Source organism: Streptomyces sp. SudanB25_2051, assembly GCF_964272635.1.
Lineage (GTDB): Bacteria > Actinomycetota > Actinomycetes > Streptomycetales > Streptomycetaceae > Streptomyces.
Genome location: NZ_OZ186787.1, coordinates 6,486,460 through 6,509,111, shown reverse-complemented (window position 1 = coordinate 6,509,111; position 22,652 = coordinate 6,486,460). Strand labels below are relative to the sequence as shown.

General features: G+C 75.1%; 23 protein-coding genes and 1 pseudogene. 11 read left to right on the top strand and 13 right to left on the bottom strand.

From position 1 onward, the window contains the following. The first annotated feature begins 132 nt into the window (after positions 1–132). Entirely contained in the window at positions 133–606 is a 474-nt protein-coding gene (locus ACSUPT_RS28595) for a MarR family winged helix-turn-helix transcriptional regulator (RefSeq protein WP_436946081.1), read from the top strand. Positions 607–652: 46 nt separating this feature from the next. Here the strand turns inward: ACSUPT_RS28595 and ACSUPT_RS28590 are convergent, their stop codons facing one another. From ACSUPT_RS28590 to ACSUPT_RS28580, 3 genes are all read right to left on the bottom strand, one after another. Beyond that, on the bottom strand, positions 653–1,141 hold the full coding sequence (locus tag ACSUPT_RS28590) for a VOC family protein (RefSeq protein ID WP_436946080.1): 489 nt from the start codon (positions 1,139–1,141) through the stop codon (positions 653–655). A gap of 124 nt (positions 1,142–1,265) precedes the next feature. Beyond that, the gene (locus ACSUPT_RS28585; protein WP_436946079.1) at positions 1,266–2,426 is read right to left on the bottom strand and encodes a low temperature requirement protein A; all 1,161 of its coding nucleotides are present in this window, start codon (positions 2,424–2,426) and stop codon (positions 1,266–1,268) included. 289 nt (positions 2,427–2,715) lie between these two features. Further along, positions 2,716–3,654 carry a LysR family transcriptional regulator gene (locus ACSUPT_RS28580; RefSeq protein WP_436946078.1) on the bottom strand — a complete coding sequence of 313 codons (939 nt, stop codon included), beginning with the start codon at positions 3,652–3,654 and terminating at the stop codon, positions 2,716–2,718. A 128-nt stretch (positions 3,655–3,782) separates the two neighbouring features. Between ACSUPT_RS28580 and ACSUPT_RS28575 the strand changes: the two genes are divergently transcribed. Further along, positions 3,783–5,006: an MFS transporter gene (locus ACSUPT_RS28575; protein ID WP_436946077.1), complete on the top strand. Its 1,224-nt coding sequence runs from the start codon at positions 3,783–3,785 to the stop codon at positions 5,004–5,006. Between the two features lie 13 nt (positions 5,007–5,019). On the opposite strand, the gene ACSUPT_RS28570 is transcribed toward ACSUPT_RS28575, so the two are convergent. Beyond that, positions 5,020–5,451, bottom strand: a complete 432-nt coding sequence (locus ACSUPT_RS28570) for a hypothetical protein (protein ID WP_351966048.1) — start codon at positions 5,449–5,451, stop codon at positions 5,020–5,022. A gap of 266 nt (positions 5,452–5,717) precedes the next feature. Here ACSUPT_RS28570 and ACSUPT_RS28565 point away from each other — a divergent pair, with 266 nt between their 5' ends. The 3 genes from ACSUPT_RS28565 to ACSUPT_RS28555 all read left to right on the top strand — a co-directional run bounded on the left by ACSUPT_RS28565 (position 5,718) and on the right by ACSUPT_RS28555 (position 8,021). Further along, positions 5,718–6,731, top strand: a complete 1,014-nt coding sequence (locus ACSUPT_RS28565) for a beta-ketoacyl-ACP synthase 3 (RefSeq protein WP_436946076.1) — start codon at positions 5,718–5,720, stop codon at positions 6,729–6,731. A 70-nt stretch (positions 6,732–6,801) separates the two neighbouring features. Continuing rightward, entirely contained in the window at positions 6,802–7,038 is a 237-nt protein-coding gene (locus ACSUPT_RS28560) for an acyl carrier protein (RefSeq protein WP_351966050.1), read from the top strand. Beyond that, complete coding sequence (locus ACSUPT_RS28555; protein WP_365725756.1) at positions 7,035–8,021, top strand: alpha/beta fold hydrolase; 987 nt, start codon at positions 7,035–7,037, stop codon at positions 8,019–8,021. The genes ACSUPT_RS28560 and ACSUPT_RS28555 overlap by 4 nt, the downstream gene beginning before the upstream one ends. Before the next feature lie 60 nt (positions 8,022–8,081). Here ACSUPT_RS28555 and ACSUPT_RS28550 read toward each other — a convergent pair whose 3' ends face one another. Further along, on the bottom strand, positions 8,082–8,813 hold the full coding sequence (locus ACSUPT_RS28550) for a DUF4328 domain-containing protein (protein WP_436946075.1): 732 nt from the start codon (positions 8,811–8,813) through the stop codon (positions 8,082–8,084). Positions 8,814–9,106: 293 nt separating this feature from the next. Next, positions 9,107–9,766 carry a TetR family transcriptional regulator gene (locus ACSUPT_RS28545; protein WP_436946074.1) on the bottom strand — a complete coding sequence of 220 codons (660 nt, stop codon included), beginning with the start codon at positions 9,764–9,766 and terminating at the stop codon, positions 9,107–9,109. A gap of 120 nt (positions 9,767–9,886) precedes the next feature. Between ACSUPT_RS28545 and ACSUPT_RS28540 the strand changes: the two genes are divergently transcribed. After that, a complete protein-coding gene (locus ACSUPT_RS28540; RefSeq protein WP_351966053.1) occupies positions 9,887–11,080 on the top strand; it encodes a cytochrome P450 in 1,194 nt (397 codons plus the stop codon). Then, positions 11,077–11,301 carry a ferredoxin gene (locus ACSUPT_RS28535; protein WP_361659586.1) on the top strand — a complete coding sequence of 75 codons (225 nt, stop codon included), beginning with the start codon at positions 11,077–11,079 and terminating at the stop codon, positions 11,299–11,301. The genes ACSUPT_RS28540 and ACSUPT_RS28535 overlap by 4 nt, the downstream gene beginning before the upstream one ends. 903 nt (positions 11,302–12,204) lie before the next feature. On the opposite strand, the pseudogene ACSUPT_RS28530 reads toward ACSUPT_RS28535, so the two are convergent. The 4 genes and pseudogenes from ACSUPT_RS28530 to ACSUPT_RS28515 all read right to left on the bottom strand — a co-directional run. Then, positions 12,205–13,596 (bottom strand): annotated as a pseudogene (locus ACSUPT_RS28530) (DUF7507 domain-containing protein); the annotation flags it as partial. A 394-nt stretch (positions 13,597–13,990) separates the two neighbouring features. Beyond that, positions 13,991–15,151, bottom strand: a complete 1,161-nt coding sequence (locus tag ACSUPT_RS28525; protein WP_351966061.1) for an oxygenase MpaB family protein — start codon at positions 15,149–15,151, stop codon at positions 13,991–13,993. A gap of 55 nt (positions 15,152–15,206) precedes the next feature. Then, a complete protein-coding gene (locus ACSUPT_RS28520; RefSeq protein ID WP_436946073.1) occupies positions 15,207–16,259 on the bottom strand; it encodes a polyprenyl synthetase family protein in 1,053 nt (350 codons plus the stop codon). Continuing rightward, complete coding sequence (locus tag ACSUPT_RS28515) at positions 16,252–16,602, bottom strand: polyprenyl synthetase (protein ID WP_361659540.1); 351 nt, start codon at positions 16,600–16,602, stop codon at positions 16,252–16,254. The genes ACSUPT_RS28520 and ACSUPT_RS28515 overlap by 8 nt, the downstream gene beginning before the upstream one ends. Before the next feature lie 262 nt (positions 16,603–16,864). Between ACSUPT_RS28515 and ACSUPT_RS28510 the strand changes: the two genes are divergently transcribed. Beyond that, the gene (locus ACSUPT_RS28510) at positions 16,865–17,566 is read left to right on the top strand and encodes an adenosylcobinamide amidohydrolase (RefSeq protein WP_436946072.1); all 702 of its coding nucleotides are present in this window, start codon (positions 16,865–16,867) and stop codon (positions 17,564–17,566) included. Here ACSUPT_RS28510 and ACSUPT_RS28505 read toward each other — a convergent pair. Together ACSUPT_RS28505 and ACSUPT_RS28500 are read right to left on the bottom strand one after the other, a co-directional pair. Beyond that, entirely contained in the window at positions 17,544–17,963 is a 420-nt protein-coding gene (locus tag ACSUPT_RS28505) for a PPOX class F420-dependent oxidoreductase (protein ID WP_436946071.1), read from the bottom strand. The genes ACSUPT_RS28510 and ACSUPT_RS28505 overlap by 23 nt on opposite strands. A gap of 244 nt (positions 17,964–18,207) precedes the next feature. Next, entirely contained in the window at positions 18,208–18,849 is a 642-nt protein-coding gene (locus tag ACSUPT_RS28500; RefSeq protein ID WP_436946070.1) for a hypothetical protein, read from the bottom strand. Between the two features lie 203 nt (positions 18,850–19,052). Here ACSUPT_RS28500 and ACSUPT_RS28495 point away from each other — a divergent pair, with 203 nt between their 5' ends. Further along, positions 19,053–19,913: a S1 family peptidase gene (locus ACSUPT_RS28495; protein WP_351966066.1), complete on the top strand. Its 861-nt coding sequence runs from the start codon at positions 19,053–19,055 to the stop codon at positions 19,911–19,913. Between the two features lie 227 nt (positions 19,914–20,140). On the opposite strand, the gene ACSUPT_RS28490 is transcribed toward ACSUPT_RS28495, so the two are convergent. Continuing rightward, the gene (locus ACSUPT_RS28490; protein WP_351966090.1) at positions 20,141–20,758 is read right to left on the bottom strand and encodes a hypothetical protein; all 618 of its coding nucleotides are present in this window, start codon (positions 20,756–20,758) and stop codon (positions 20,141–20,143) included. A 413-nt stretch (positions 20,759–21,171) separates the two neighbouring features. On the opposite strand from ACSUPT_RS28490, the gene ACSUPT_RS28485 reads away from it, so the two are divergent. Together ACSUPT_RS28485 and ACSUPT_RS28480 are read left to right on the top strand one after the other, a co-directional pair. Further along, a complete protein-coding gene (locus ACSUPT_RS28485; protein ID WP_436946069.1) occupies positions 21,172–21,579 on the top strand; it encodes a HEAT repeat domain-containing protein in 408 nt (135 codons plus the stop codon). A gap of 179 nt (positions 21,580–21,758) precedes the next feature. Next, entirely contained in the window at positions 21,759–22,622 is an 864-nt protein-coding gene (locus ACSUPT_RS28480) for a hypothetical protein (protein WP_436946068.1), read from the top strand. Positions 22,623–22,652: the final 30 nt, after the last annotated feature.

Genomic DNA, 22,652 nt, shown 5'->3' with positions numbered 1-22,652 from the left:
ACCTTCCGGATGCTTGCATGGAGCGCTTACACCGGAAGACAATACTTGCACGCGCGGGATAGATGCAAACGCTCGCGAACTCTGACTGTATGTAGTCGGCGTATGCAACCACCGAGGGAGAAGGAGGCCGTCATGACCGCAGCCGCCCCCGCCCTCACCGCCCTGGCGCAGGGCTGGTGCGCCCTCTCCCTCCTGCACGGCAGGATCGAGGCCCATGTCGAGCGGGCCCTGCGGTCCCGCCACGACCTCGGCGTGCGCGAGTACTCCCTGCTCGACGTGGTCAGCCGCCAGCACGACGGCGAAGGCGGCCACCTGCAGATGAAGCAGCTCGCCGACGCCGTCGTCCTCAGCCGGAGCGCCACCACCCGACTCGTCACCCGGCTCGAGGACCGCGGCCTGCTCCTGCGCTACCTGTGCCCCACAGACCGCCGCGGCATCTACACCAACGTCTCGGCCGACGGCCTGCGACTCCTGGAAGAGGCCCGCCCCACCAACGAGACCGCCCTGCGCGAAGCCCTCGCTCAGGCCGCCGCGGACCCGCGACTCGCGCCCCTGGTCCGCGTGGCCCAGGACACGGGCGCGTCGGCGGCGGTGCCCGCGGCGTGAAGCGCGGTCCGGCCACCCCCTGATCCCGCCGGGGCCGCCCGGCACGTCAGTTGGCGAACCCGCCCTTGGGTTCGATGATCTCCAGGTTGGTGCCGTCGGGGTCGTTGAAGTAGGCGACCCTCGTGCCGAGCGCCGCCTCCGGGGTGACCTCGCCCGCGACGAACGTGTAGTCGTCGCCCAGGAAGCCGTAGCCGGCGTCCTTCATCCGCTGGTACACCGCGTCGAAGTCGTCGACCTTGAAGCACAGGTGCATGGAGCCCGGCCGGTTCGCCTTGCCGTTGGTGCGCTCGCCGATCGGATCCTGGAACTGGATCAGGTCGATGCCGAGCCCGTCGATGTTGATCGTCGCGTACCGCAGCTTCGCGTTCGGCAGCCCCTGCGTACGGCCGAACCTCTCGCTCTCCATCGTTCCCCGGGCGACGGGCTCGCGCCCTGTCAGGGCCGAATAGAACGCGATCGAGGCGTCCAGATCGGACACCGAGATCCCTACGTGGGCGGCCTGGGTGAGGTGCATCGACGTGTCGGCGACAGCCATAGGGGAGTCCTCCCGGATTCGGGCCTGTGCGGGTACCTCTGGCAATTCTTCCGAAAGTGACGCATTGCGCATCCTGTCGCGCCGGGCGGGCCAAGCGTTCGCCTGCGATGTGGCGGCAGGGCGCTCAGGTGCCTGCGGCCATCGTCTTGAGCACCCATTGGTGCACCCGCTTCAGTGCGGTGACGAGCGTGACGAGGATCAGCGCCAGGAGCAGTACGGACACCAGCGGCGGCAGCCACAGCGCGGCGACGCCGGCGGCCGCGAGGGCTAGGCAGCCGAGCAGGCGTGCGCCCCAGGCACGGCCGGTGGAGACGTAGTACCACCATGCCTGCGTGATCACGTACAGGATCGGGCCGCCGAACAGCAGGAGGGCGACCTCGGCGCTGCCGTGCCCGGTGGGGTGGCTGATCGCGAGTTCGGCGCCGACGGCGAGCGCGACCAGGGCGGCCAGCGTGCTGTACTGCCCGCTGACCGCGTGCCGGACCAGGAGGAGCGCGTCGTCCGTCGTCTTGACGTGCAGGGTCAGAATGTCCTCGCCGCCCTTGAAGTAGCTGGCGCACAGGCATACGACGGCCACGAACACCCCGAGGGCCGCCGCCACCGTGGCGGCCTCGACCGGGGCGTCGGAGATCGCCGTGCCGATGGTCAGCACGGTCTCGCCGAGTTGCAGGATGATGAACAGCCGGATCCGCTCGACCATGTGCTCGGCATCGAAGGTCAGGTCCCTGGACGAGAGGACGTTGCCGGGCAGAGGGTGGGCCAGCCACACACCGGCCATGTCGACCAGGGCGGCCGCTGCCCACCAGCCGAGCCGCGGCCCGTGGTCCATGGAGGCGCCGATGAGCCACAGCGGTACCGAGAGCAGCGCCCATGCCGTGACGCGGCGGTAGTGCCGGCGCAGGAACGGGGTCGGCGCGGCGACCGCGGCCGTGACGTCGGCCAGGAGCAGGATCGCCGCCAGGGGCACGACGAACGCCCAGGGCCGGTCACCGAAAGCGTGCGGGATCTGCGCGTTCATGAAGAGGCCGAGGCCCATCACGACGAGGACGAGCCGGTGCGTCAGCGGCCGTTCGACGTCGAGGAAGGTGGCGTCGAAGCTGGTCAAGGCCCAGGTGGACAGCACGGCGATCAGCATCACGGCGGTCTCGGCGGCCCCCCGCCAGGACAGCTCGTCGTGCAGGTGGTGGGCGAGCTGGCCGACCGCGAACACGAACACCAGGTCGAAGAACAGCTCCAGCGGGGAGACGCTGCGGCGCAGGTTCCTGACGAACGACCCGCTGGTCATGTGGCGGCTCCGTTCGCGGACGGCATGCTGCGGGATGACCTCCTCAGGCACGGCATGGATTCACGATCCGGCCTCACCACCTGTCCCGCAACGCGAAGCCCCCGGGCACGCCGCAGCCTCGCGAGCCGGACGCGGGCCCGCTCCAGGTGCCACTGCGTCCGCCTCACACGGGCGGGGGCGGTTCTGGTGGCTCGGGGCGTGTGCGCGGCGGTCTCTCCGCGTCCCCGGAGGTGGAGCGATCAGAGACGTCCCAGTGGTGCGGGGCGGGGTGGGCCGCGGCGTTCATCCGTTACCGGGTGAGGCGGGGCAGCGCGGTGGCGACCGCTTCCGCGAAGGCGCGGACGCGGGCGTTCTCGCGGGCTGCGTGCCAGACCAGGCCGAGCGCGGAGTCGGGCAGGCCGCTCACCGGCACGTGGGCGATGTCCCGGCGGTGGTGGTACTCGGCGGTGGGGTGGCAGAGCAGCATCGTGCCCCGGTTGGCGGCGACCAGCGACAGGCCCTCCTGGAGGGTGGCGGCCTGCGGGCCCCGCGCGACCGGGGCGCCGGACGGGGTGCGGGTGGGGGCCTGCTCCTCGCGCCAGTAGTCCGGTGCCGGGCCGGACACCCCGACGAGCCGCGTGTCCGCCAGGTCCTCGGCGTCCAGGGCGCTCCGGGCGGCGAGCGGGTGCTTGCGGGAGACCGCCAGGTGCCGGGGGTGGCGGGAGAAGACCGGGCCCAGCACCAGTCCCGGCTCCCGGACGGGCAGCAGGACCACGGCGGTGTCCACCTCGCCCCGGTGCAGCGGCCCGAACGGGTCGGACAGCGGCACCTCCGTGATGCGGGTCTCGCAGCCCGGGTGGCGCTCCTCGAACTCCCCGATCAGCTCCGTGAACCCGTAGCCGACCGCCCCCTGGAAGCCGATCCGCAGCGGGCCGCTGTCGCCGAGCGCCGCCGCACGGGCGTTGGCGACGGTGGCGCGCAGGGCGGTGTAGGCCGGGCGCAGTTCGCGCAGGAAGTCCTCGCCGAGCGGGGTGAGCCGCACCCGTCGGCTGGTCCGGTCCACCAGGCGGGCGCCGATGCGGTGTTCCAGGGCGCGGATCAGCTGGCTGACACGGCCCTGGGAGACGTACAGCCGTTCACCGGTCCTTCCGAAGTGGAGCTCCTCGGCGAGGACGAGGAAGCACTCCAGTTCGCGGAGCTCCAGGGTGCCCACCGGTGCGAGTCCGCCGCCGGTGACGGTGGCTGCCATGTCGTGTCCCTCCAGCGGTGTGCCCCCGCGCGGTCGTCCGTGGCGTCCGCGCCGTCGATCAGTCCGCCTCATGGAAGCATGAGCGGCTCGCGCTTGTTCCGCCCGCGGGGCGGGAGTTGGCTGGGGGCATGGCGAACGTTGACGACGTGCCCGTATCCCTGTCCGCTTCCGCGCGCCCCTCACGGGGCGGGTGGCCCGGCGTCGTGGCGGTCGCGGCCGGCACCTTCACGGTGGTGACGTCGGAGATGCTGCCGGTCGGGCTGCTCACCCCGATCGGCGGTTCCCTGCACGTGAGCGAGGGCACCGCCGGGCTGACGCTGACCGTGACCGGTCTGGTCGCCGCCCTGTCCGCGCCGCTGGTCGCCGCGGCGGTGGGGCGGCTGGACCGGCGCACGGTGCTGTGCTCGCTGATGGCTCTGCTGGCGGCGGCCAACGCGCTGTCTGCCTGGTCGCCGGAGTTCGCGGTCATGGTGGGGGCGCGGGTGCTGGTCGGCATCGGCATGGGCGGCGTGTGGGCGCTCGCGGGCGGCCTCGGGTCCCGGCTCGTCCCGGCCCGGTCCGCCGGGCCCGCGACGTCGGTGATCTTCAGCGGGATCGCCGTCGCCTCGGTGGTGGGCGTGCCGGCCGGCGCGTACCTGGGGGAACTCGCCGGCTGGCGGGCGGCGTTCCTCTCCGTGGCCGGGCTGGCGTCGCTGGTGGCCGTCGCCCTGGCCGTCCTGCTGCCGCCGCTGCCGGCCGGGCGGGCGGTCGCGCTGGGCGGGGTGGTGCGGCTGCTCGGCGACGCCCGGGTGGTGACCGGGCTTGTGGTGGTGGCCCTGCTGGTGACCGGGCACTTCGCCGCGTACACGTACGTACGGCCCGTGCTGGAGGAGGTCTCCGGCGTCCGGGCGTCCATGGTGGGGACGCTGCTGCTGGTGTACGGGGTCGCCGGGATCGCGGGCAACTTCCTGGCCGGCGCCCGAGTGGGCCGGTCCCTGCGCGGCACACTGCTGGTGGTGTGCGCGACGCTGGCCGGGTCGGTGCTGCTCGTCCCGCTGCTCGGCCTGTCCGTCGCGGGCGCGGCGGTCCTGCTGGTGGTGTGGGGCCTCGCGTACGGCGGTGTGTCGGTCAGCGCCCAGACCTGGCTCGCCCTGGCCGCGCCCGAGGACCGGGAAGGCGTCACATCGCTGTTCGTCGGCGTGTTCAACGGGGCCATCGCGCTCGGCGCGTTCGCGGGCGGCCTGGTGGTGGACGGCTTCGGCGCCCGCGCGGTCCTGCTGCCGGCCGGCTTCCTGGCGATCGGCGCGCTGCTGGCCGTGCTCCTGGGCCGGGCGCCGTCGCCGGCCGCCGGGCCGGCGGGTGCGCGGGACTGAGCCGGGGTGCGGCCTAGGGGGCGGGGAGGACCCTCGCTCCCCGTTCGGTCCGCTCCTCCTCGCGCAGGATCACCGCGTGCACCGATCCCGAGCGGGCGACCAGCACGTCGGGGACGTGGTCCTCGTAGAAGCGCAGGTGGCCGATCGAGCCCGGGGTCGTCGTGCGGGCGCCGAGCCAGGCCACGAGCCGGTCCAGGTCGTCGAACTCGTCCGGGTGGACCTCCTGGCGCACGGTCAGCGCCCAGCCCCAGTCGTCGGAGGCCAGCTCCCCCACCAGTACGCCGCCGATCCGCCGCGCGGGTCCACGGTCCTCCCACAAGGGGTACTCGTAGTCGCCCCGCACACCGCCCTCCTGGCCCAAGTGCCAGCGCAGCACGGCGAGATCGGCCTCCGGCAGGTCGCTCGGCAGGTCCAGGGCGAGCTGGAACTCGTAGATGTCCGCCATGATCAGGAGGGTACGCGCGGGCACGTCAGCCACATGGACCGGGGGGCGGCCCCGGCGACGCCGGCACGTCGGCGCCGTGGGCTGGGGGCGGCCCCCGCGGCGTCAACGGATGCGGCCCCACCACCCGTTCGGGTGTGGCGGGGGCGGCGTCGGTATGCCTGCCGGGTTTGGGCAACGGGTGCTGTTTTCATGGGCCGAATGAGCGAAGAGTTGCCTTGGTGTGCGGTGGTCCGGGTGCGGTGCGGCCGTGGTGCGGGGGAGGGAAGGTGAGGGCCCCGGCCGCCGCCGTACTCACCGGGCTCGGGGCGTGGCTGCCGCCGCGGCGCGTCCCCAACAGTGAGCTGTGCGCCCGCCTCGACACGTCCGACCAGTGGATCCGGGAGCGGATCGGCATCGCCGAGCGCCGGTTCGCCGAACCGGACGTGTCCACCGGCGACATGGCCGCCGCGGCCGGGGCGCGGGCCATGGATTCGGCCGGCGTGGACACCGTGGACGCGGTCCTGCTGGCGACGAGCAGCCCCGACCACCCGTGCCCCGCCACCGCCCCCTGGGTCGCCGACCGGCTGGGCCTGACGGGAGTGGCCGCGTTCGACGTCGCCGCGGGCTGCTCCGGCTTCCTGTACGCCACGACGGCCGCCGCCGGTCTGATCGCGTCGGGGACGGCGGGCCGCGTCCTCGTGGTGGGCGCGGAGACGATGACGTCGATCGTCGACCCCGGCGACCGGGCGACCGCGCCGATCTTCGGCGAGGGGGCGGGCGCCGTGGTCCTGGAGGCCGGTCCCCCGCACGCGGAGGGCGCCCTGGGGCCGGTCGTCTGGGGCAGCGACGGCTCCCTCGCGGACGCCATCGTCGTGCCCGCGGGCGGCGCGCGCGGCCGGTACGGACGGGAACAGGCCCCGCGCGGCGACTTCCACGTCCACATGCGCGGCAACGAGGTCTTCCGCCACGCCGTGCGCAGGATGACGGCCGCCGCGCGGGACGCCGTCGTCTCGGCCGGCTGGGAGATGCCCGACGTCGACCGGCTGATCGCCCATCAGGCGAACCAGCGCATCACCACCGCCGTCGCCGACGCCCTCGGGGTACCCGCCGGAAACTGCCCGTCCAACATCCGCGAGGTGGGCAACACCGCCGCCGCGTCCCTGCCGCTGCTGCTCGCCCACGCCGCCGACCGGGGCGATCTGAAACCGGGCCACAAGGTGCTCCTCGTCGCCTTCGGCAGCGGTCTGGCCTGGGCGGCGACCACCCTCGTCTGGCCCGCCGGACTCGCCGCCCGCCTGTAGCCCGCCGCACGCCCGCAGCCGCCGCCGGCCGGGGGCCCTCCCGGACGGCACCGATCCGAAGAGAGACCGTATGACGTTCGAACTGGTCAAAGAGATCCTGACCACCAAGGGCGGCCTCGCCCCCGGCCCGATCACCCCCGACGCCTCGCTCGCCGGGGCGGGTGTCGACTCCATGGCCCTCGTGGTGCTGTCCCTGCAGATCGAGGACCGGCTGGGCCTGGAGATCAGCGAGGACGACCTGTCCACCGCCGCGAGCGTCGGCGAACTCGCGGACATGGTCGCCCGCCACGCGGAGCGCCGCGTATGACGCACGGCACCGCCGACCTGCTCCCCGTCGGCGCGGCGGACCTCCGCGAGGACCTGCGCAGGCTGCGCCGGCGCGGACTGCGGTACGCCTGCCGGGTGGTGAGCGCCGACGGCGGGCGCGGCGGCCTCTCCGGCGGGGCGGTCGCCGAGCCGCTGCTGCTCCTCGGCGGCGCGCTGCAGGACATGTACGCCTGGCCGCGGCTGGAGCGGTACGTCGCCCCGTACACGCCGGTCGTCCTCGTGGACCTGCCCGGTACGGGCGTCGCGGACGACCTGCCGGCGCACGAGGGGTTCGACACCCTGGCGGACGCGGCGCTGCACCTGCTGGACGAACTGGGGCTGCCGCGCGTCAACGTGCTCGGCGCGTCGTACGGGGTGCCCATCGCGTACCGGATGGCTCAGCGGTGCCCGGGCCGGGTGTCCCGGCTGCTGCTGGCCGGTGCCACGCACCGGGTGACCGACTCGATGCGGGCCTTCCTGTGGGAGGCCGTCTCGCACATCGAGCGCAGCGCCCCGGCGCCCGGGGAGTCGCTGGACGGCCCGTGCGCGGCGAACGGCGTGTACGCGGACCGGCTGGTGCGCTATCTGGTCAACACGGCCGAGCAGGAGCGGGTGCGGCAGTCGGCGGCGGTGCAGCGGCTGCTGCGGCGGCAGGCGCTGCGCACCACGTGGCGGCAGTCGCTGCGGCACGCGGCGTGCCACCGGCGGGTCCTGGAGCCCGCCCTGCTCCCGGCCGGCGGGATCGAGGGCGTACCCACGCTGGTCTTCACCGGGGAGTACGACATCACGACCTCCCCGGAGCAGAACAGCGCGGTCGCCGCCACGATCCCCGGCTCGCGGCTGGCGCTGCTGAAGGACGCCGACCACATGGCGCACCTGGAGTGCGACGCCGAGTACGCCGACCTGGTGCTGCGCTTTCTGCGCGGCCAGTCGCTGGAGGGGCTGGCGTACTGCGACACGTACGACGTGGCGGCGCGGGGCTGAGGCCCGTCGCTCCGGAGGCCCGCGAGGGGCGCGTCCTGACGGGTCCTCCGGCCGCCCGGGTCAGTTCGCCGCCACCGTCGCGGGCGGCTGCTGTCCGGTGCGGCGCGCCATGGCCTTGGCGTACTGCATGGCGGTGAGCCGCCGGACGAACACGATGGCGGCCACGGCCGCCACGAGGTCGAGGACGCTGCTCGCCGCCAGGCCCAGGGCGGCGCGCCGCACCGCGTCGTACTCCTCGGCGCGTTCCCACAGCCTTTCGGCGGTGCGGCCGGCCAGCGAGGTCAGGACCCAGAGTGTCCACCAGGTGTTCAAGGCGGCGCGCGGCGCGCGCTCGCCGAGTTCGCTCGCGTCCCAGATGTCGCCGGCGATCCTGCGGGGGATCCACAGGTTGGCGATGGGGATGAACCAGGCTCCGATCGCCCAGCCCGGGGTGCGGCGCTGTTCGGCGGGGCCGAACACCTCGGCGTTGGTGCGGGCCCGGTGGAACCAGACGATGAAGACGATCCCGGTGGCGATCAGGGCCATCAGCGAGAAGGAGGCGGAGAAGTACATCAGCATGTCGGCACGGTCCGCCGTCGCGGTGAGCGCGTCGTACTGGTCCTCGTCCGCCGTGTAGAGCTTCCCGATCACCGTGTACGAGTTCAGCGCGGCGTAGGCGGCCAGGGCGTCCAACAGCGCGACGAGCGCGAGGAGTCCGGTCACGCCGTACGACAGGCCGACGATCGAGCGGAGCGGCTTGACCGGCGGCGGCGCCCACGAGGGCGGCGCGGCGGCCGCAGGGTGCTCAGCCACCTGCGCGGCCGGGGCGGGCGTGGGGGCGGCGGATGCCGGGGCGGGTGGGGCGGCGGCCTCGCATCGGGTGCAGAGACGGGAAGCGCCGGTGACCTCGGTCGCGGCGCATCTGGAGCAGGGCATGGTGAAGGGACCCCCCATGGGTGTCGGACGACGGGCAGCCGGAAGAAGCGGGATCCCCTCCCCCAGGGCTCCCCGCGCGGCTGGACGACCCTACGCGGGGGCCGGTCCCCAGTCCAACGGGAAACCGTGCGGACGCGAGCGCACGGCCGCGGCGCTGGGCCGGCGCTCCGTCACATGGCGGGGCCGCACGGGGATGGGTCGCCGGGGGCGTGCCGCGTGCCGGGGTCACGCATCAGGCGGGTCACGGCGTCGGTGACGAGGCGGGTGACCTCGGCGGGGTCCGCGTCGGCCAGGGGGCGCTTGCGGATGACGACGCGCATCAGGCCGATGCCGAGCAGCCAGGCGAGGGCGAGGTCGGCGCGCAGGGCCCGGTCGTCGGTGTCGCCGAGGGTGGCGAGGGCGCGGGCGTAGTCGGCGCCGAGGGAGGTGACCGCCGCCGACACCTCGTCCTGCGCGCCGACCGACCGCAGCAGCGTCTCCAGGGACCGGCCCGCTCCGGTCGCCTCGCCGCCCTCGTCGGGCGGGGACGCGAGCATGTCGGCCAGGACCGTCTCCACGAGCCGCTCGGGCGGGGTCGTACGCAGCTGTTCCAGGCCGCTGCGCGCGATGGCCTCGCCGAACAGGGCGCGCTTCGATCCGAAGTGGCGGAAGAGCAGGGCCTGGTTGACGCCCGCGCGGGCGGCGATGTCCCGTACGGTCGCCCGTTCGTAGCCGCGTTCGGCGAACAGCTGCGACGCCGCGGTCAGCAGTCGCTCCCGCGTCGGTCCGCCGCCGCCCCGCCGCCGGGCTGCTCCGGTCCCGGTCCCGGTCTGCGTCCTGCCGGACTCCACCCAGCCGCCCCTTCCTGTGCCGTCCGCCGCCCCGGCGCGGGGCCTGACGAGGCGCCGTTGACCGCCGCCGGGGCCAACTCTAGGTTGGTAAGCAGCTGCTTACACCAGGGAGGTTTCCCCGTGACGACCGCGCGCGAAGAGACTCCGATCGCCTATCCGTTCAACGAACCCGAGGGGCTGGACCTCGCCGACGCCTATGAGGAGGCGCTGGAGCGGCCCGGCCTGTTACGCGTCCGCATGGCCTACGGGGAGCCCGCCTGGCTGGCCACGCGGTACGCCGACGCCCGCCTCGTCCTCGGGGACCGGCGGTTCAGCCGGGCCGCGTCCCGTTCGCACGACGAGCCTCGCCAGTCCGAGGCGCAGCAGGACGCGGGCATCCTGGGCATGGACCCGCCGGAGCACACCCGGCTGCGGACCCTGGTGGCGAAGGCGTTCACGATGCACCGGGTCGAGAAGCTCCGCCCGGACGTCCGGAAGCTGACGCACGGCTTCCTCGACCGCATGGAGGAGACGGGCCCTCCGCTGGACCTGGTGGAGCACTACGCGCTGCCCATCCCGGTCGCCGTGATCTGCCGGATGCTGGGCGTGCCGGAGGAGGACCAGCCGAAGTTCCGGGTGTGGAGCGACGCGGCGCTGTCCACCAGTTCGCTGACCGCCGAGGAGTTCTTCCGCAACCGCGAGGAGCTGCGCGCGTACATGGCCGGTCTGGTCCAGGACCACCGGGAGAACCCGCGTCCCGACCTGATGACCGCGCTGATCGACGCCCGTGACACCGGCGACCGGCTCACCGAACTGGAGCTGGTGGACCTGTGCGTGGGCCTGCTGGTCGCCGGTCACGAGACGACGGCCAGTCAGATCCCGAACTTCGTGTACGCGCTGCTGGAGCACCCCGACCAGCTGGCGCTGCTGCGGGAGCGGCCGGAGCTGATCGCGGGCGCGGTGGAGGAGCTGCTGCGGTTCGTGCCGCTCGGCAGCGGGGCCGCGTTCCCCCGGTACGCCACGGAGGACGTCGAGGTGGGCGGCACCCTCGTACGGGCCGGGGAGCCGGTGCTGGTCGCGGTGGGCGCGGCGAACCGGGACGCGCTGAAGTTCACCGCGCCCGGCCGGCTGGACATCACCCGCACGCACGTGCAGCACCTGGGGTTCGGGCACGGCGTCCACCACTGCCTGGGGGCGCCGCTGGCGCGGGTGGAGCTGCAGGAGGCGCTGCTGGCGCTGCTGACCCGCTTCCCCGGACTGCACCTCGCGGGGGACGTGGTGTGGAAGAACCAGATGCTGGTGCGCGGGCCGCGCGAGATGCCGGTGGGGTGGTGAGGGCGGTGGACTGGACGGTCGAGGTCGATCCGGGGCTGTGCATGGGCTCGGGGATGTGCGCGGCGCTCGCGCCGGACCTGTTCCGGCTGGAGGGCGCGTACGCGGAGCCGGTGCGGGGCCGGATCGGTGAGGACGAGCGGGCCCTGGACGCGGCGGACTCGTGCCCGGCGCTGGCCATCACGGTCCGCGACGGCACGGGGACGGTGGGCCCCCGGCCCTGACGCCTGGCGCTGAGCACGACGGAGGCGCCCGGCCCCGGTGCGGGGTCGGGCGCCTGCCCGGTGTTCCGGCGGCCTCGGCGCTGTGGCCGTGTCGCCACGGCGGTGTCGGGTCGGCGGCGCCGCGGGCGGTGGCCGTGGCCTTCTCGGGCCGATGGCCGTACCGGGTCAGTCGGCGATCTTGACGTACGTCAGGTAGGAGCGGTCGCCCTGGAAGGCGGAGGACTGGAGGGTGGCGTCGTCGAGGCCGTCGCCGGGGCCGCCGCCGCGGAGGATGGCCTGGACGCGGACGGTCTTCGAGCCCTGCGCGGCCGAGACCGTGACCAGTCCGGTCAGCGGGGTCGGGCCGTGCGTGCAGTGCTGGAAGCGGGTGTCCGGGGCGGCGCGGAACTGATGCTGGGCCGACTGGCGGGGGCCGAGTTCGACGGCGCCGCTCTGGACGTGGACGAGGCGGACCTCGGTCCACAGGTTCGTCCCGCCGCCGTAGTCGACGGTCGCGCAGATCTGCGTGTCGATGTCGCCCAGCACCAGGTACACGCCCGGGTGGGGAAGCGTGACCTGCAGGGGCGTGTTCGCCCAGGTGTCGCTGACGCGGGTGGGCCTGAGGTCGGTGTCGGCGACGGGGACGGCCGCCTCGCCGCGTACGGGGGTGAGGTAGGCGCGGACGCGGTGGTCCTGCGGGCAGTCGCCGGCGGCCGGGGGTGTGACGACGACGTCGACGGACTGCCGGTTGTCGGCGATGCGGGCCGGTGCGGGCCCGGAGGTCCCGGTGACGCGGACGCGCGGGACGAGCAGGCCGGTGGGGGTGCACTCCAGGGCGTTGCAGGGGTCCGGGGCGATGTCGGCGGAGCCGCAGGGGCCGCAGGGAGGAGGCGGGCAGGGCTGCGGAGGGCAGGGGGACGGCGGGCGGGGGCCCGCGCAGGGGTCGCAGGGCGCGGCTTCCTCGACGCAGACGGTGACGGTGTCCGTGTTGTCGCCGGGCCGGGGGTCGGTCTCGTTGGCCTCCGCGGTGGCGGTGTTGGTGAGGGGGCCCGCCTCGGTGGCCTTGGCGCGCAGGGTGAGGGTGGCGGTGGCGCCCTCGGGCAGGTCGCCCACGGTCCAGCGTCCGGTGGCGGGGTCGTAGGAGCCGGCGGTGGCGGTGGCGGAGACGTAGTCGAGGTGGTCGGGGAGCTGGTCGGAGAGGGTGACTCCGGTGGCGTCGTTGGGGCCGGTGTTGCGTACGGTGACGCGGTAGGTGACGGTCTGGCCGACGGTGACGGTGGTCGCGTCGGCTGATTTGACGACGCGCAGGTCGGCTGCCGCGCGGACCTCGGTGACGGCCTCGCCGGAGGTGGCGGTGAGCGGCTCGGGGGTGTCGCCGAGGCGGTTCTCGTAGGTGGCGGTGGCGGTGTTGATGACGCGTCCGCCGGCTGCGGCCTCGTCGATGGTGACGCGGTATTCGACGGTGGTGCCGCCCGGCAGCGTCCCGGTGTCGGGGAGGCTGCCGCCCTGCCCGCTGGTGGCGCCGTTGCCGAGGTGGAAGACGACCCGGTCGCCCTGGGGGGCGACGTATGCCTGGTCGTCGCCCGGCTGGTCGGTCTTGGGGCCCGTGTTGGGGCCGTCGACGATGCGCAGGGAGCCCGGCACGTAGGTGGTCCCGGCCGGGACGGCGTCGGTCAGGACGAGGTTCTCCGCGGCGCCGCCGCCCTCGTTGCGGGCGGTGATCCGGTACGTGATGACGTCGCCGACCTCCAGCGGGCCCTCCGGGACGGCGGTCTTGGTGAGGACGACCAGGGGGGCGGTGCCGAAGAACACCCCGTCGAGGAAGTTGCCGACGCTCTGGTTGCCGCCGGCCGCCGAGACGGAGCGGAAGGCGAACCTGGTCATGGTCTGGCCCGGCGGCACGGTGTAGGTGCCGGTGTAGTAGCCCCAGGCGCCGGTGCCGTCGGTGAACCGGCGCTGTTCGACGGTGGCTCCGGGGGCGCCGATGTCGAGGGCCATGGTGTCCAGGCCGAGGCGCCCGCGGTGGTAGAGCCGCCAGTACAGGGTGGTGCCGGGGGTGGTGGGCAGGTCCTGGTAGAGGGTGGAGACGTGGTTGGCGTTGAGTTCGGCGAACTGGGCGCCGTCGGCGGCCGGCACGCCGTTGAAGCCGGAGCGCCACAGTTCGATCCTGTGGTCGGGCGCGGTGGTGAGCCAGCCGGGGACCCGGCGGGCCTCCTGCGTCTGGGAGGCGTCCGGCAGGATCTCGACGCCGGTGACGGTGGGCTCCTCGAAGCTGCCGTTGACCAGTGCGACGCGCAGCGGAACGGGTGTGGTCACGGGCCTTCCCCCTTCGGGTACTGCTCGGTCGGGCCGTCGGCCGGCACGCGGAGGCGCGGGCCGGGGCGGCCGGCGGGCAGGGGAAGGACAGCGCATCGGAGCGGTGGGCGGGCAGGGGGCGGCCGCCGGTCCCGGCCAAGTGCGCCCGGCGGGTTTGACGGTGGGTGTACGGGACACGCGACGGCGCGCCGCGCCACGGGGCCGTCGCGTCCATGCCACGTGTGGCGCACGGGCTCCAGCGCGACCAGCCGCCCCGGCGTGATTGGCCGGAACGCCCGCCGCGCCGGGCGCCCTTCACCACTCGATGGGTGGATTCACCGGTGCGCGGAGTTGACGGCCTGCGGGCTTCGCGCGCGCTGGTGGCGGCGCGTTCGTCCGTGGAGCCTGCGGGTGGTCAGCCGACGGTCGGGGGAGGCGGGGTCCAGCGGCGGTTGACGGGGACGGAGGAGGAGACGCCGTAGTCCTTCTTCAGCTCCTCCGGGATGGCGTAGTGCATGACGCGGCCCCGGGTGAGGGACGACAGTTCGAAGACGGTGGTGAGGTGGCCGATCCGGTCCAGTGCCCACGCGGCCATCGGCGCCCGGTCCTCGAGGCTCTCCAGCAGGCCGAGGAGGTGCGGCGCCGCCTTGACGACGGTGTCCCACGGGGTGCGGGGCACGTCCAGCCAGTCCGCGCAGGTGTCGCCGATCAGGTAGCGGACGAGGGCGGAGACGACCGGGTCGAAGAACGTGCCGGGCACGACCTGCTCGTACAGGTCGATGAGCTGCCTGGTGAGTTCGGCGCCCTCCGGGGAGGGCCCCATGTGCCGGACCATGTACAGGTCGAGGAAGCGGCGGGCGTCCTCCAGGGTGGCCGGCGACGCGGCCTGGTCGACGCCGAGCATGGCGCCGACGACCCGCCAGGCGTAGAAGTACGCCCGCGCCCCCTCGTCGGACATGTGGATGCCGAGCCGGTGGAGGCTGTCCAGCACCAGCAGCGAGAACAGCAACTGGCCACCGATCATGTCCTCCTGGCAGATCGGCGTGCCGAGCGCGGCCACGTCCCAGCGGTCCTCGCGGCGCAGGTGGTGCCGGATGGCGGCGTGCAGCAGCCGCACCTTCTGCGCGGCGGGCACGAAGCGGCTGCCCGCCTCGAACGCGTCGGGCCGCATCAGGTAGACGGTGAACTGGCCGGTCTCCGCCATGCGTTTGGACGGGTACTTCAGGGAGTGCGTCGCGGACAGGAGCCGCGCCACGTGCGGGACGACATAGCAGGCGGGCATGGAAGCGAACGACAGGGCGGTGGAGATGTGCACGTTGTTGTCGGTGAAGAAGAGGCGGGCCTTCTCCATCTCGCCCCAGTCGACCCAGGCCGGGGGCGCGGAGGTCTCCCGCAGGTAGTCGCGGGCCACGTCGGGCAGCCCCTCGGGGAGCGGGGCGCCGACGGTGGAGACGTACCGCATCAGCGTGTTGAACTTCCCCACCTCTCCCCGTTCGAAGAGGGTCGCCACGGTCGCGTCGGCGAGTTCGTCGCCGACGAGCCGCAGGGCGTCCATCGACGCCTCGGTGTACGTCATCGCGGGGCTCCTTGCTCCTTGTCGTCATACCTCGCCCGGCGGCGGGGCGGGTGCGTCAGTACCGGCGGTCGGCCGCCGCGTGGGCGAGCGCGGTCAGGGCCGCGGCGGCGTGCGGCGGGACGTCCATGTCGTCGACGGCGCGGACGGCCTCCTCCACACGGGCGGCGATCATCCGCTCGACCCGCTCGGGGGCCTTGAGGCGGCGCATCAGGTCGCGTGCCTCGCGCAGTCCGTCCGCGTCGAGGTCGGCCCGGCCCAGCAGGGCCCGCAGCCGGGCCCGCTCGGTGTCGTCCGCGACGGCCCAGGCCTCGGCGAGGAGCGCGGTGGGGCGGTGGGCGCGCAGGTCGTCGGCGCCGTCCTTGCCGGTGCGGGCGGGGTCGCCGAACAGGCCGAGCAGGTCGTCGCGGAGCTGGAACGCCTCGCCCAGCGGCAACCCGTACGCGCGGTAGGCCTCGCGCAGCCGCTCCCCCGCCCCGGCGAGGAGGCCGCCGATGAGGAGCGGCTGCTCGACGGTGTACTTGGCGGTCTTGTACCGGACGACCTGCAGCGAGGCGGCGGTGTCCGGGGGCGTGCCGGTGCGCAGGATCTCCAGGCACTCCCCCGCGATCAGCTCCCGGGCGAGGGCGCCCCACAGCGGGCGGGCGCGGGCCAGGTACGCGGCGGGCAGGCCGCTGGCCGCGAACAGCTGCCCGGCGAGCGCCATCAGCAGGTCGCCCACGAGCATGGCGAGGGACCGGGCGGCGCCCGCGGCGTGCGGGCGCCCGCCGAGCGCCGCGCGCAGGGCGACGTGGGCGGTGGGCAGGCCGTGCCGCAGGGGGCTGTCGTCGATCAGGTCGTCGTGGACGACGGCCGCGGCGTGCACCAGTTCCATGGAGGCCGCCGCGCGGAGCAGGGCGTCGCTGTCCGGCTGGCCGGCCGCCCGCCAGCCCCAGTAGCAGAACGCCGCCCGCAGCCGCTTGCCGTGCGCGACCGCCGCTTCCAGCCGCTGGGCCACGGGGTGCAGTTCCGGGTCGACGGCGACCAGCGCGTCCGCTTCCCGTTCCGTGTACCGCGCCAGTACGGCGTCCACGCGGGCCTTGAAGGCGGCGGGCTCGTAGCGGTCAGTCACCGTCGGGGCGGGGTGGCGCGGCCGTGGTGGCCTCCGCGGCCGTCGGCGGGGCGGCGGGCCGGGGCCGTTCCGCTTCCGCTTCCGCGCGGCGGGTGGCGGCGTGCCGGGCGAGGGTCTCCAGGTGCGGCGGCGGCAGGGCGGTGCACCGGTCCAGCAGCAGCCGCCCGCGCGCGGCGAGGTCCCGTTCGGTCTCCGCCGCCAGGTCCGGCAGGTCGGAGCGGCGCAGCAGTCCCCGGAACGTCTCCGCGGCCGTCCGCACGGTGCTCAGGGCCACGTCGGCGAGCCCCGCCACCAGCAGCACCGCCTGCTCCTGCGGACCGCCGCGCCCGCTGTCGTCCCCCATGGTCCTCCTCCACCGGCCGGTGGGCGGCGCCGCACCGGCCGCCCCGCCACAGCCTTCTGACCCGGTGGGGGGGCGGGAGACGGGAACTCACCAACGAGTGATCACTTCGCACGCGCGTACGGAGGCGGCCGACGCGACAGGGACGCGGCAGGCGAGAGGGGGTGGCGCGCGGTGGGGGCGGGGGCGCGCGGTGGGAGCGGGGGCGCGCGTACGATCAGCCGGTTCCCGTCCCGTAAGGAGTGCCGTGTCCCAGGAGTGCCCGGTGACCGCCCCCGTACCCGCGCCGCGCGGCGCCGCCGCGGCCGCGCTGCCCGTGCGGAGGCTGACCCGCGTCGAGGACGGGGAGCGGCTGCACGCGCTGCTCTGGCGCGCCGGCGACGGCTGGCGGATGGTCAGCAGCGCCGTCCTGGGCGGCGGGATCGGGGAGCGCGCCTGGGTCCTCAACGCCCAGGTGTCCCACGGCTACCGGCGTACGGACCCGGACCGCCACCTGGCCGGGCTCGCCGCCGCGGCGGGGGCGCGGGGGCCGGGCGTGGGGCTGATGACGGCCGCGGACGTGTCCCGGTACGGCCACGCGGAGGACGGCGGGGTCGGCGCCGTCGCGACGGCCGGGCTCGGGGTGCGGGGCTGGGCCGCGTCCCCCGCCGCCGGCACGGCCGTGCCGACCGGTCCCGGCACGGTCAACATCGTGGTCGCCGTGCCGGTGGCGTTGAGCGACGCCGCGCTGGTCAACGCCGTGGCCACGGCGACGGAGGCGAAGGTGCAGGCGCTGCTGGACGCGGGCTACGACTGCTCCGGCACGCCCACCGACGCGGTGTGCGTCGCCGCTCGCGTGCCGCGCCCCGGTGTGGAGGTCCACGCGTTCGCGGGGCCCCGTTCGCTGTGGGGCGCGCGCCTGGCCCGTGCGGTGCATGCCGCGGTGCGTGGCGCCGCGCCGGAGGTCACGGCTGGTCGTTGTCCTTGAGCGCGCCCCAGCCGTGCCAGCGGTCCACCTCGATCCAGGCGCTGACCCGGGCGCGGTCCCGTACCCGGTAGTCCTTGCCGCGGTAGTGCCGGGCGAGCCGGTCGATGTCGGCAAGGCCCTCGTCGTCCCGCAGCTCCACCACCCGGCCGATCAGGGTGACATGGGTGTACCAGGACCGCTCGTCGAGCACGGTGAGCGTGACGCGCGGGTCCCTGCGGATGTGGGCCAGCCGCTTGCGGCCCTCGTCCATGTTGATCAGCACCCGGCCGTCGTCCTCCCAGAGGTACCAGGTCGCCGTCGAGACCGGCTGCCCGTCGCGGCGGAGCGTCGACAGGACGGCCGGGTTGGGCTTGCGGAGCAGGGCGACGGCCTCGTGGGGCAACGGGGGCTTGGACATGGCGGCTCCTCCTCGGTCGGCCCGGCCCGGTCGTACCGCCGGACCGTTCGTCAGCGTACGTGTGCCCGCGCGGGCCTGGTTCTCGCATGCCGCGGGCGCGGTCGTCCGCCTCCGGCCCGCCCGGCGGCGTGGCGGGGTGCCCGGCCGGGGGCGGGTGTGCCGGGGCGGGGCCGACGGGGTGCCCGGCCGGAGGGCGTGTGGGCCGGGCCGCGGCGGACGGGGTGCGCCGCCGGGGGCGCGCCGGTCACACGTACTCGCCGAGCGGCGTGACGAGGACGACGCGGCGGCCGTGCACGTAGTCGCGGCGGGGCCGGGTCGCCGGCCTGGCGGGCGCGTCGAACGAGTGCCGGCGGCGCCGGGACCGGCGCTTCCCGCGTGGACGCGGCGGAGCGGCGGCGGGGCCGCCCGGTTCGGCGGCCGGGTCCGGGGCGGCGCCGGCTTCGGGGCGCCGGGGAGAGCGCGGGGGCGGGGCGGGGGTGCGGGCGGCGTCCGGGGCCGACGGGGGCGGCGCCTCGGCGAGCGGGCGCTCCTCACGGGCGGGACCCGATGCCGGGGCCTGCTGCGCCCCGGGTACGGGACGGGGCTCTCGTGCCCGGGCCTGGCGCGCCCCGCGCAGGGGACGGGGCTCTCGTGCCGAGCCCTCATCGGCGAGCGGGCGCTCCTCGGGCGCGGGGCCGGACTCCGGAGCCTCGCGGGTCCGGGGCGCGCGGTGGGTTTCCCCCGCCTGACGGCCGTCTGACGCGGGATCGGGCCACAGCGCGTCCTGCCGCCACACCAGGGGTATCGCGGTCTGGCCGTCGAGCCGCGCCGGGGGCGGGTCCGACAGCTGCTGTTCCACGGCCCGCAGCCGGGCCCGCGTCTTCGACGGGATCACGCGTCCCTCCATTCCGTTCACCGTGCAGTCTCCACTGCCCTCCGGTCGGCGCCTCACTCCGGGGGCGGTGTTCGGCGCCGCGGCGGGCGGCACGGCGGTCACGGAGACGGCGGGCGGCCGGGCGGTGTGCCCCTGGCCGAAAAAGAGTTCTTGTCGGGGACATGCCCATTCCCAAGAATGCGCATGACCATCCGCCCCCAGGAAGGACCCCCCACATGAAGAAGCCCCTCGCCGGAGCGCTGCTCGCTCTGGCGCTCCTCGGCATCGGCGCGGCGCCGGCGGCGGCAACGTCCGCCCCGGCTTCCGCCCCCGCGTCCGCGTCCGCGCCGGCCCCCGCGGCCGTCGCCGTGGACTTCGCCGGGACGGTGGCCCTCAGCAACTGCTCCGGCTCCGTCGTGCGGCTGCCCCAGTCGCAGCCGGACGACCCGGCCCTGGTGCTGTCCAACGGCCACTGCCTGGAGGGCGGCATGCCGGGCCCCGGCGTGGTCGTCGTGAACCGGCCCTCGACCCGCAGCTTCACGCTCCTGAACTCCGCCGGCAACCGCGCCGCGACCCTGCGGGCCGGCAAGATCGCGTACGCGACGATGACCGGCACGGACGTCTCTCTGTACGAACTCACCAGCACGTACCGGCAGATCGAGACCCGCTACCGCATCAAGGCGCTGGAACTGGACACGGTCCGGCCCGCGCAGGGCACGGCCATCAAGGTCGTCTCCGGCTACTGGAAGCGGATCTACAGCTGCGCGGTGGACGGATTCGCCTACCGGCTCAAGGAGGCCGACTGGACGTTCACCGACTCCATCCGGTACACGGCGGCCTGCGACACGATAGGCGGCACCTCCGGCTCGCCCGTGATCGACACGGCGACCGGCAAGGTCGTCGCCGTCAACAACACGGGCAACGAGTCCGGTGGCCGCTGCACCCTCAACAACCCGTGCGAGGTGGACGAGAACGGCACGGTGACCGTCCGCCAAGGCATCAACTACGCCCAGCAGACGTACACGATCGCCCCCTGCGTCGGCACCGGCAACAAGATCGACCTCAGCCGTCCGGGCTGCGCGCTGCCCAAGCCGTAGCCACCGCCCGCTCCGTGGCCTCCGGCCGTCCGGTGCGCGCACAGCCGCCACGCTCGCGCGCACCGGACAGCCGCGCACTGGACGGCCACGCACCGGGCGGCGACGCACCGGACGGCGACGCACCGGACAGCCGCGCACGGGTCGGCCGCGTCGCACCCGACAGCCGCGCACGGGACGGCGAGGCACCGGTCGATGGCACCCGGCCGGCGGCACTCCGGTCGGCGGCGCTAGCGCGGGGCCGGCGCCTCCCACCCCTCCATGCCCACGGCGCGCGCGACGGCGGCCACGGCCGGCGCGCCATGGCCGGGCAGCAGGCGGGACGCCCAGTCGCCCACGAGCCCGAGGAAATCCGCCAAGTCCCGCTCGGCACCGGCCAGAAGCCGCCGCAGCACCGGAACCGGAACCTCGATCACCGGGCCGCCGTTCCGGGAGGTGTCGGGCGTCAGCCGGACGGTGTCGCCGTGCCGCTCCGCGTACGCGTCGGGGTCGTGGCCGAACGAGACACCGCCGTCGCCGTCGAGCACGCGGTACCAGTCCCGCCACTCCTCCAGTCCGTTGCAGCAGCCCGGCAGGAAGACGGTGCCGGAGTCGTCCACGACCCGCATCCCTCCGGGTGCCTGGGGGATCTCGGCGGTGAGCAGCCCGTGGACGAAGGAGCCGAGCGGGTCGGCGGGGCGGCCGGGGCCCGCCGCGACGTCGTTGTATTCCGCGACGCCCATCACCGCCGCCCCGACCTCCTCAGGCGTCAGCCGGCCGCCGAGCGGCATCAGGCCGTACGTTCCGCGCTCCGCGACGGGCCACAGCGCGAAACCGTCGGTGGACGGGGTCTCCAGGACGGGCTGCATCACGATCACCCGAGCCAGTCTCGCCCACCGTGTCGGCCGGGCACCGGGCGGGGCCCGTCTCCCGCCGGTGGGGGCTCACTTCGCCGGACGGTTTCGGGCGTTGACGCACGGGGCCGTTCCGCCCCCTCGCGGAGTGCCGGTCCCGCGCGCCCGGCGCCGCCGGCGGTCGGGCGCTCCCCCGCGCGCGTCAGGCGCGGGAGACCGCGTGCCCCGGCCGACTCCCGGTCGGCGGGCACTCCCCGCGCGCCTCGGGGCGCACCGGCGGGCGCGGACCGGCAGACACTCCCGGCGCGCCGGGCGGAGACCGACGGGCAGGGCTCGGGCGCGACCCGGCGGGCGGCTTCGGGCGCGGACCGGCGGGCGCGGACTGGCGGGCCGTGCTCGGGCGCCAGGCCCTGTGCCAGGATGCGGGGGTGATCTCCGGCGAGCCCCATGACCCGCTCGGCCCGGCCCTGCTGGACGCGCGCTCCCCCTCCTGGGCGGTCAGGGCCGCCGCCGGGCGGCGGCTGGCCGTCGCGGCACGGGAGCCGGGCGTCGCGCCGGTGCTGCACCGCCTCCTCCTCGACGACCGAGACACCGCGGTCACGCAGGAGACGGCGGAAGCCCTGCTCGAACGGTGGGATGTCCACGGTCTGCGCCTCGTCCTGGCCGCGCTCGCCGTCGCCGACGACGACACGGGCGACCACATCGACAGCGCGCTCCACAACATCTGCCACCAGTCGCGTGAGGACGAGGCGCGGCTGAGGGCGCTCGCCTCGGAGCTGGTGCGGGACGGCGACCCCGGCGTGAGCGGGATGGCACGCGAGATCCTGGACGGGTAGCGGTCCCGCCGACCGGCCCGCGCCCGTCCCCGCCCTTCCTCCGTACGCCCCGCGCCGCACGGCCGGGCGCGGACGCGGCCACCCCTCGATCGAACGCGTTCAAAAGCTCTGACAGGATGAGGCTCGCCGCGGGGCCCTGGGTGCCGTGCGGTCGGCCGCGCGTGGAGGGGGTGGCGGCGGTGGGACAGGAACGGTCGTACGGCCGGATGGTCCTGGTGTCGATGCTGGTGCTGTTCCTGGAGGCGGTGCTCGGCCTCGTCGCGGCAGTGGTGCGCGCCGAGACGCTGCCGGTGCCGAACGCCTGGTCCGGCTTCACCGCCGGGCCGCTGACCCTGCCGTTCTTCCTCGTGGCGGGCGCCGTGCCCGGGGCGGCCGTCTCGGTGCTCCTGGTGATCCCCGCCGTACGGCTGAGCGGATTTCTCGGGCGGCGCCTCAGCGGCCGCGAGGCGTGGTGGTGGGTCCCGCTCGTCGTGGGCGCCGGTCTCGCGCCCGTGGGCGGGTGCGCGCTCGTGGCGGGCGCCGGTCCGCTGACGGTCCTTCGGTGGTGGCTCGTCGCCGTGGTCGCGCTCACCGTTCCGGTTCTGCTGTGCCGCGTGCGGCGGGCCGGCTTGTTCGGCCCGGTGGCGCTGTGGGGCACCCTCGTCGTCCTGTCCGCCGCCACCGCCGGCGGCGCCGCGCTGCGCACGGGCCTGCTGGAGCCGTACCGCCCGCCCGCGCTCGCGCGGGACGCGCTCGTCGGGACGTGGACGGACGGCGGGGGCGGGACGGTCACGTTCGCGGCGGACGGCGCGGTGACGGTGTCCGGCGGGGCCACCCACTCCCTCGGCGAGGACTTCACCGTGACCGTGGGGAGATGCGCCGGGCGGGGCGCCTGGACGTTCGAGGCGGCGCGGAACACCTGGGCGCAGAAGGTGCACACCGCCGTCGACGCCTGCGCGTGGGACCCGTGGCACGTGGGCGGCACGCGGGACCGGGTCGTCCTCTACCGGTACGTGGGCGACCTGGACACCCCGGACGTGTACGGGCTGACCAGGGCGCCCTGACCCCGCGATGCGGTGGCCGCCCGGCGCCCT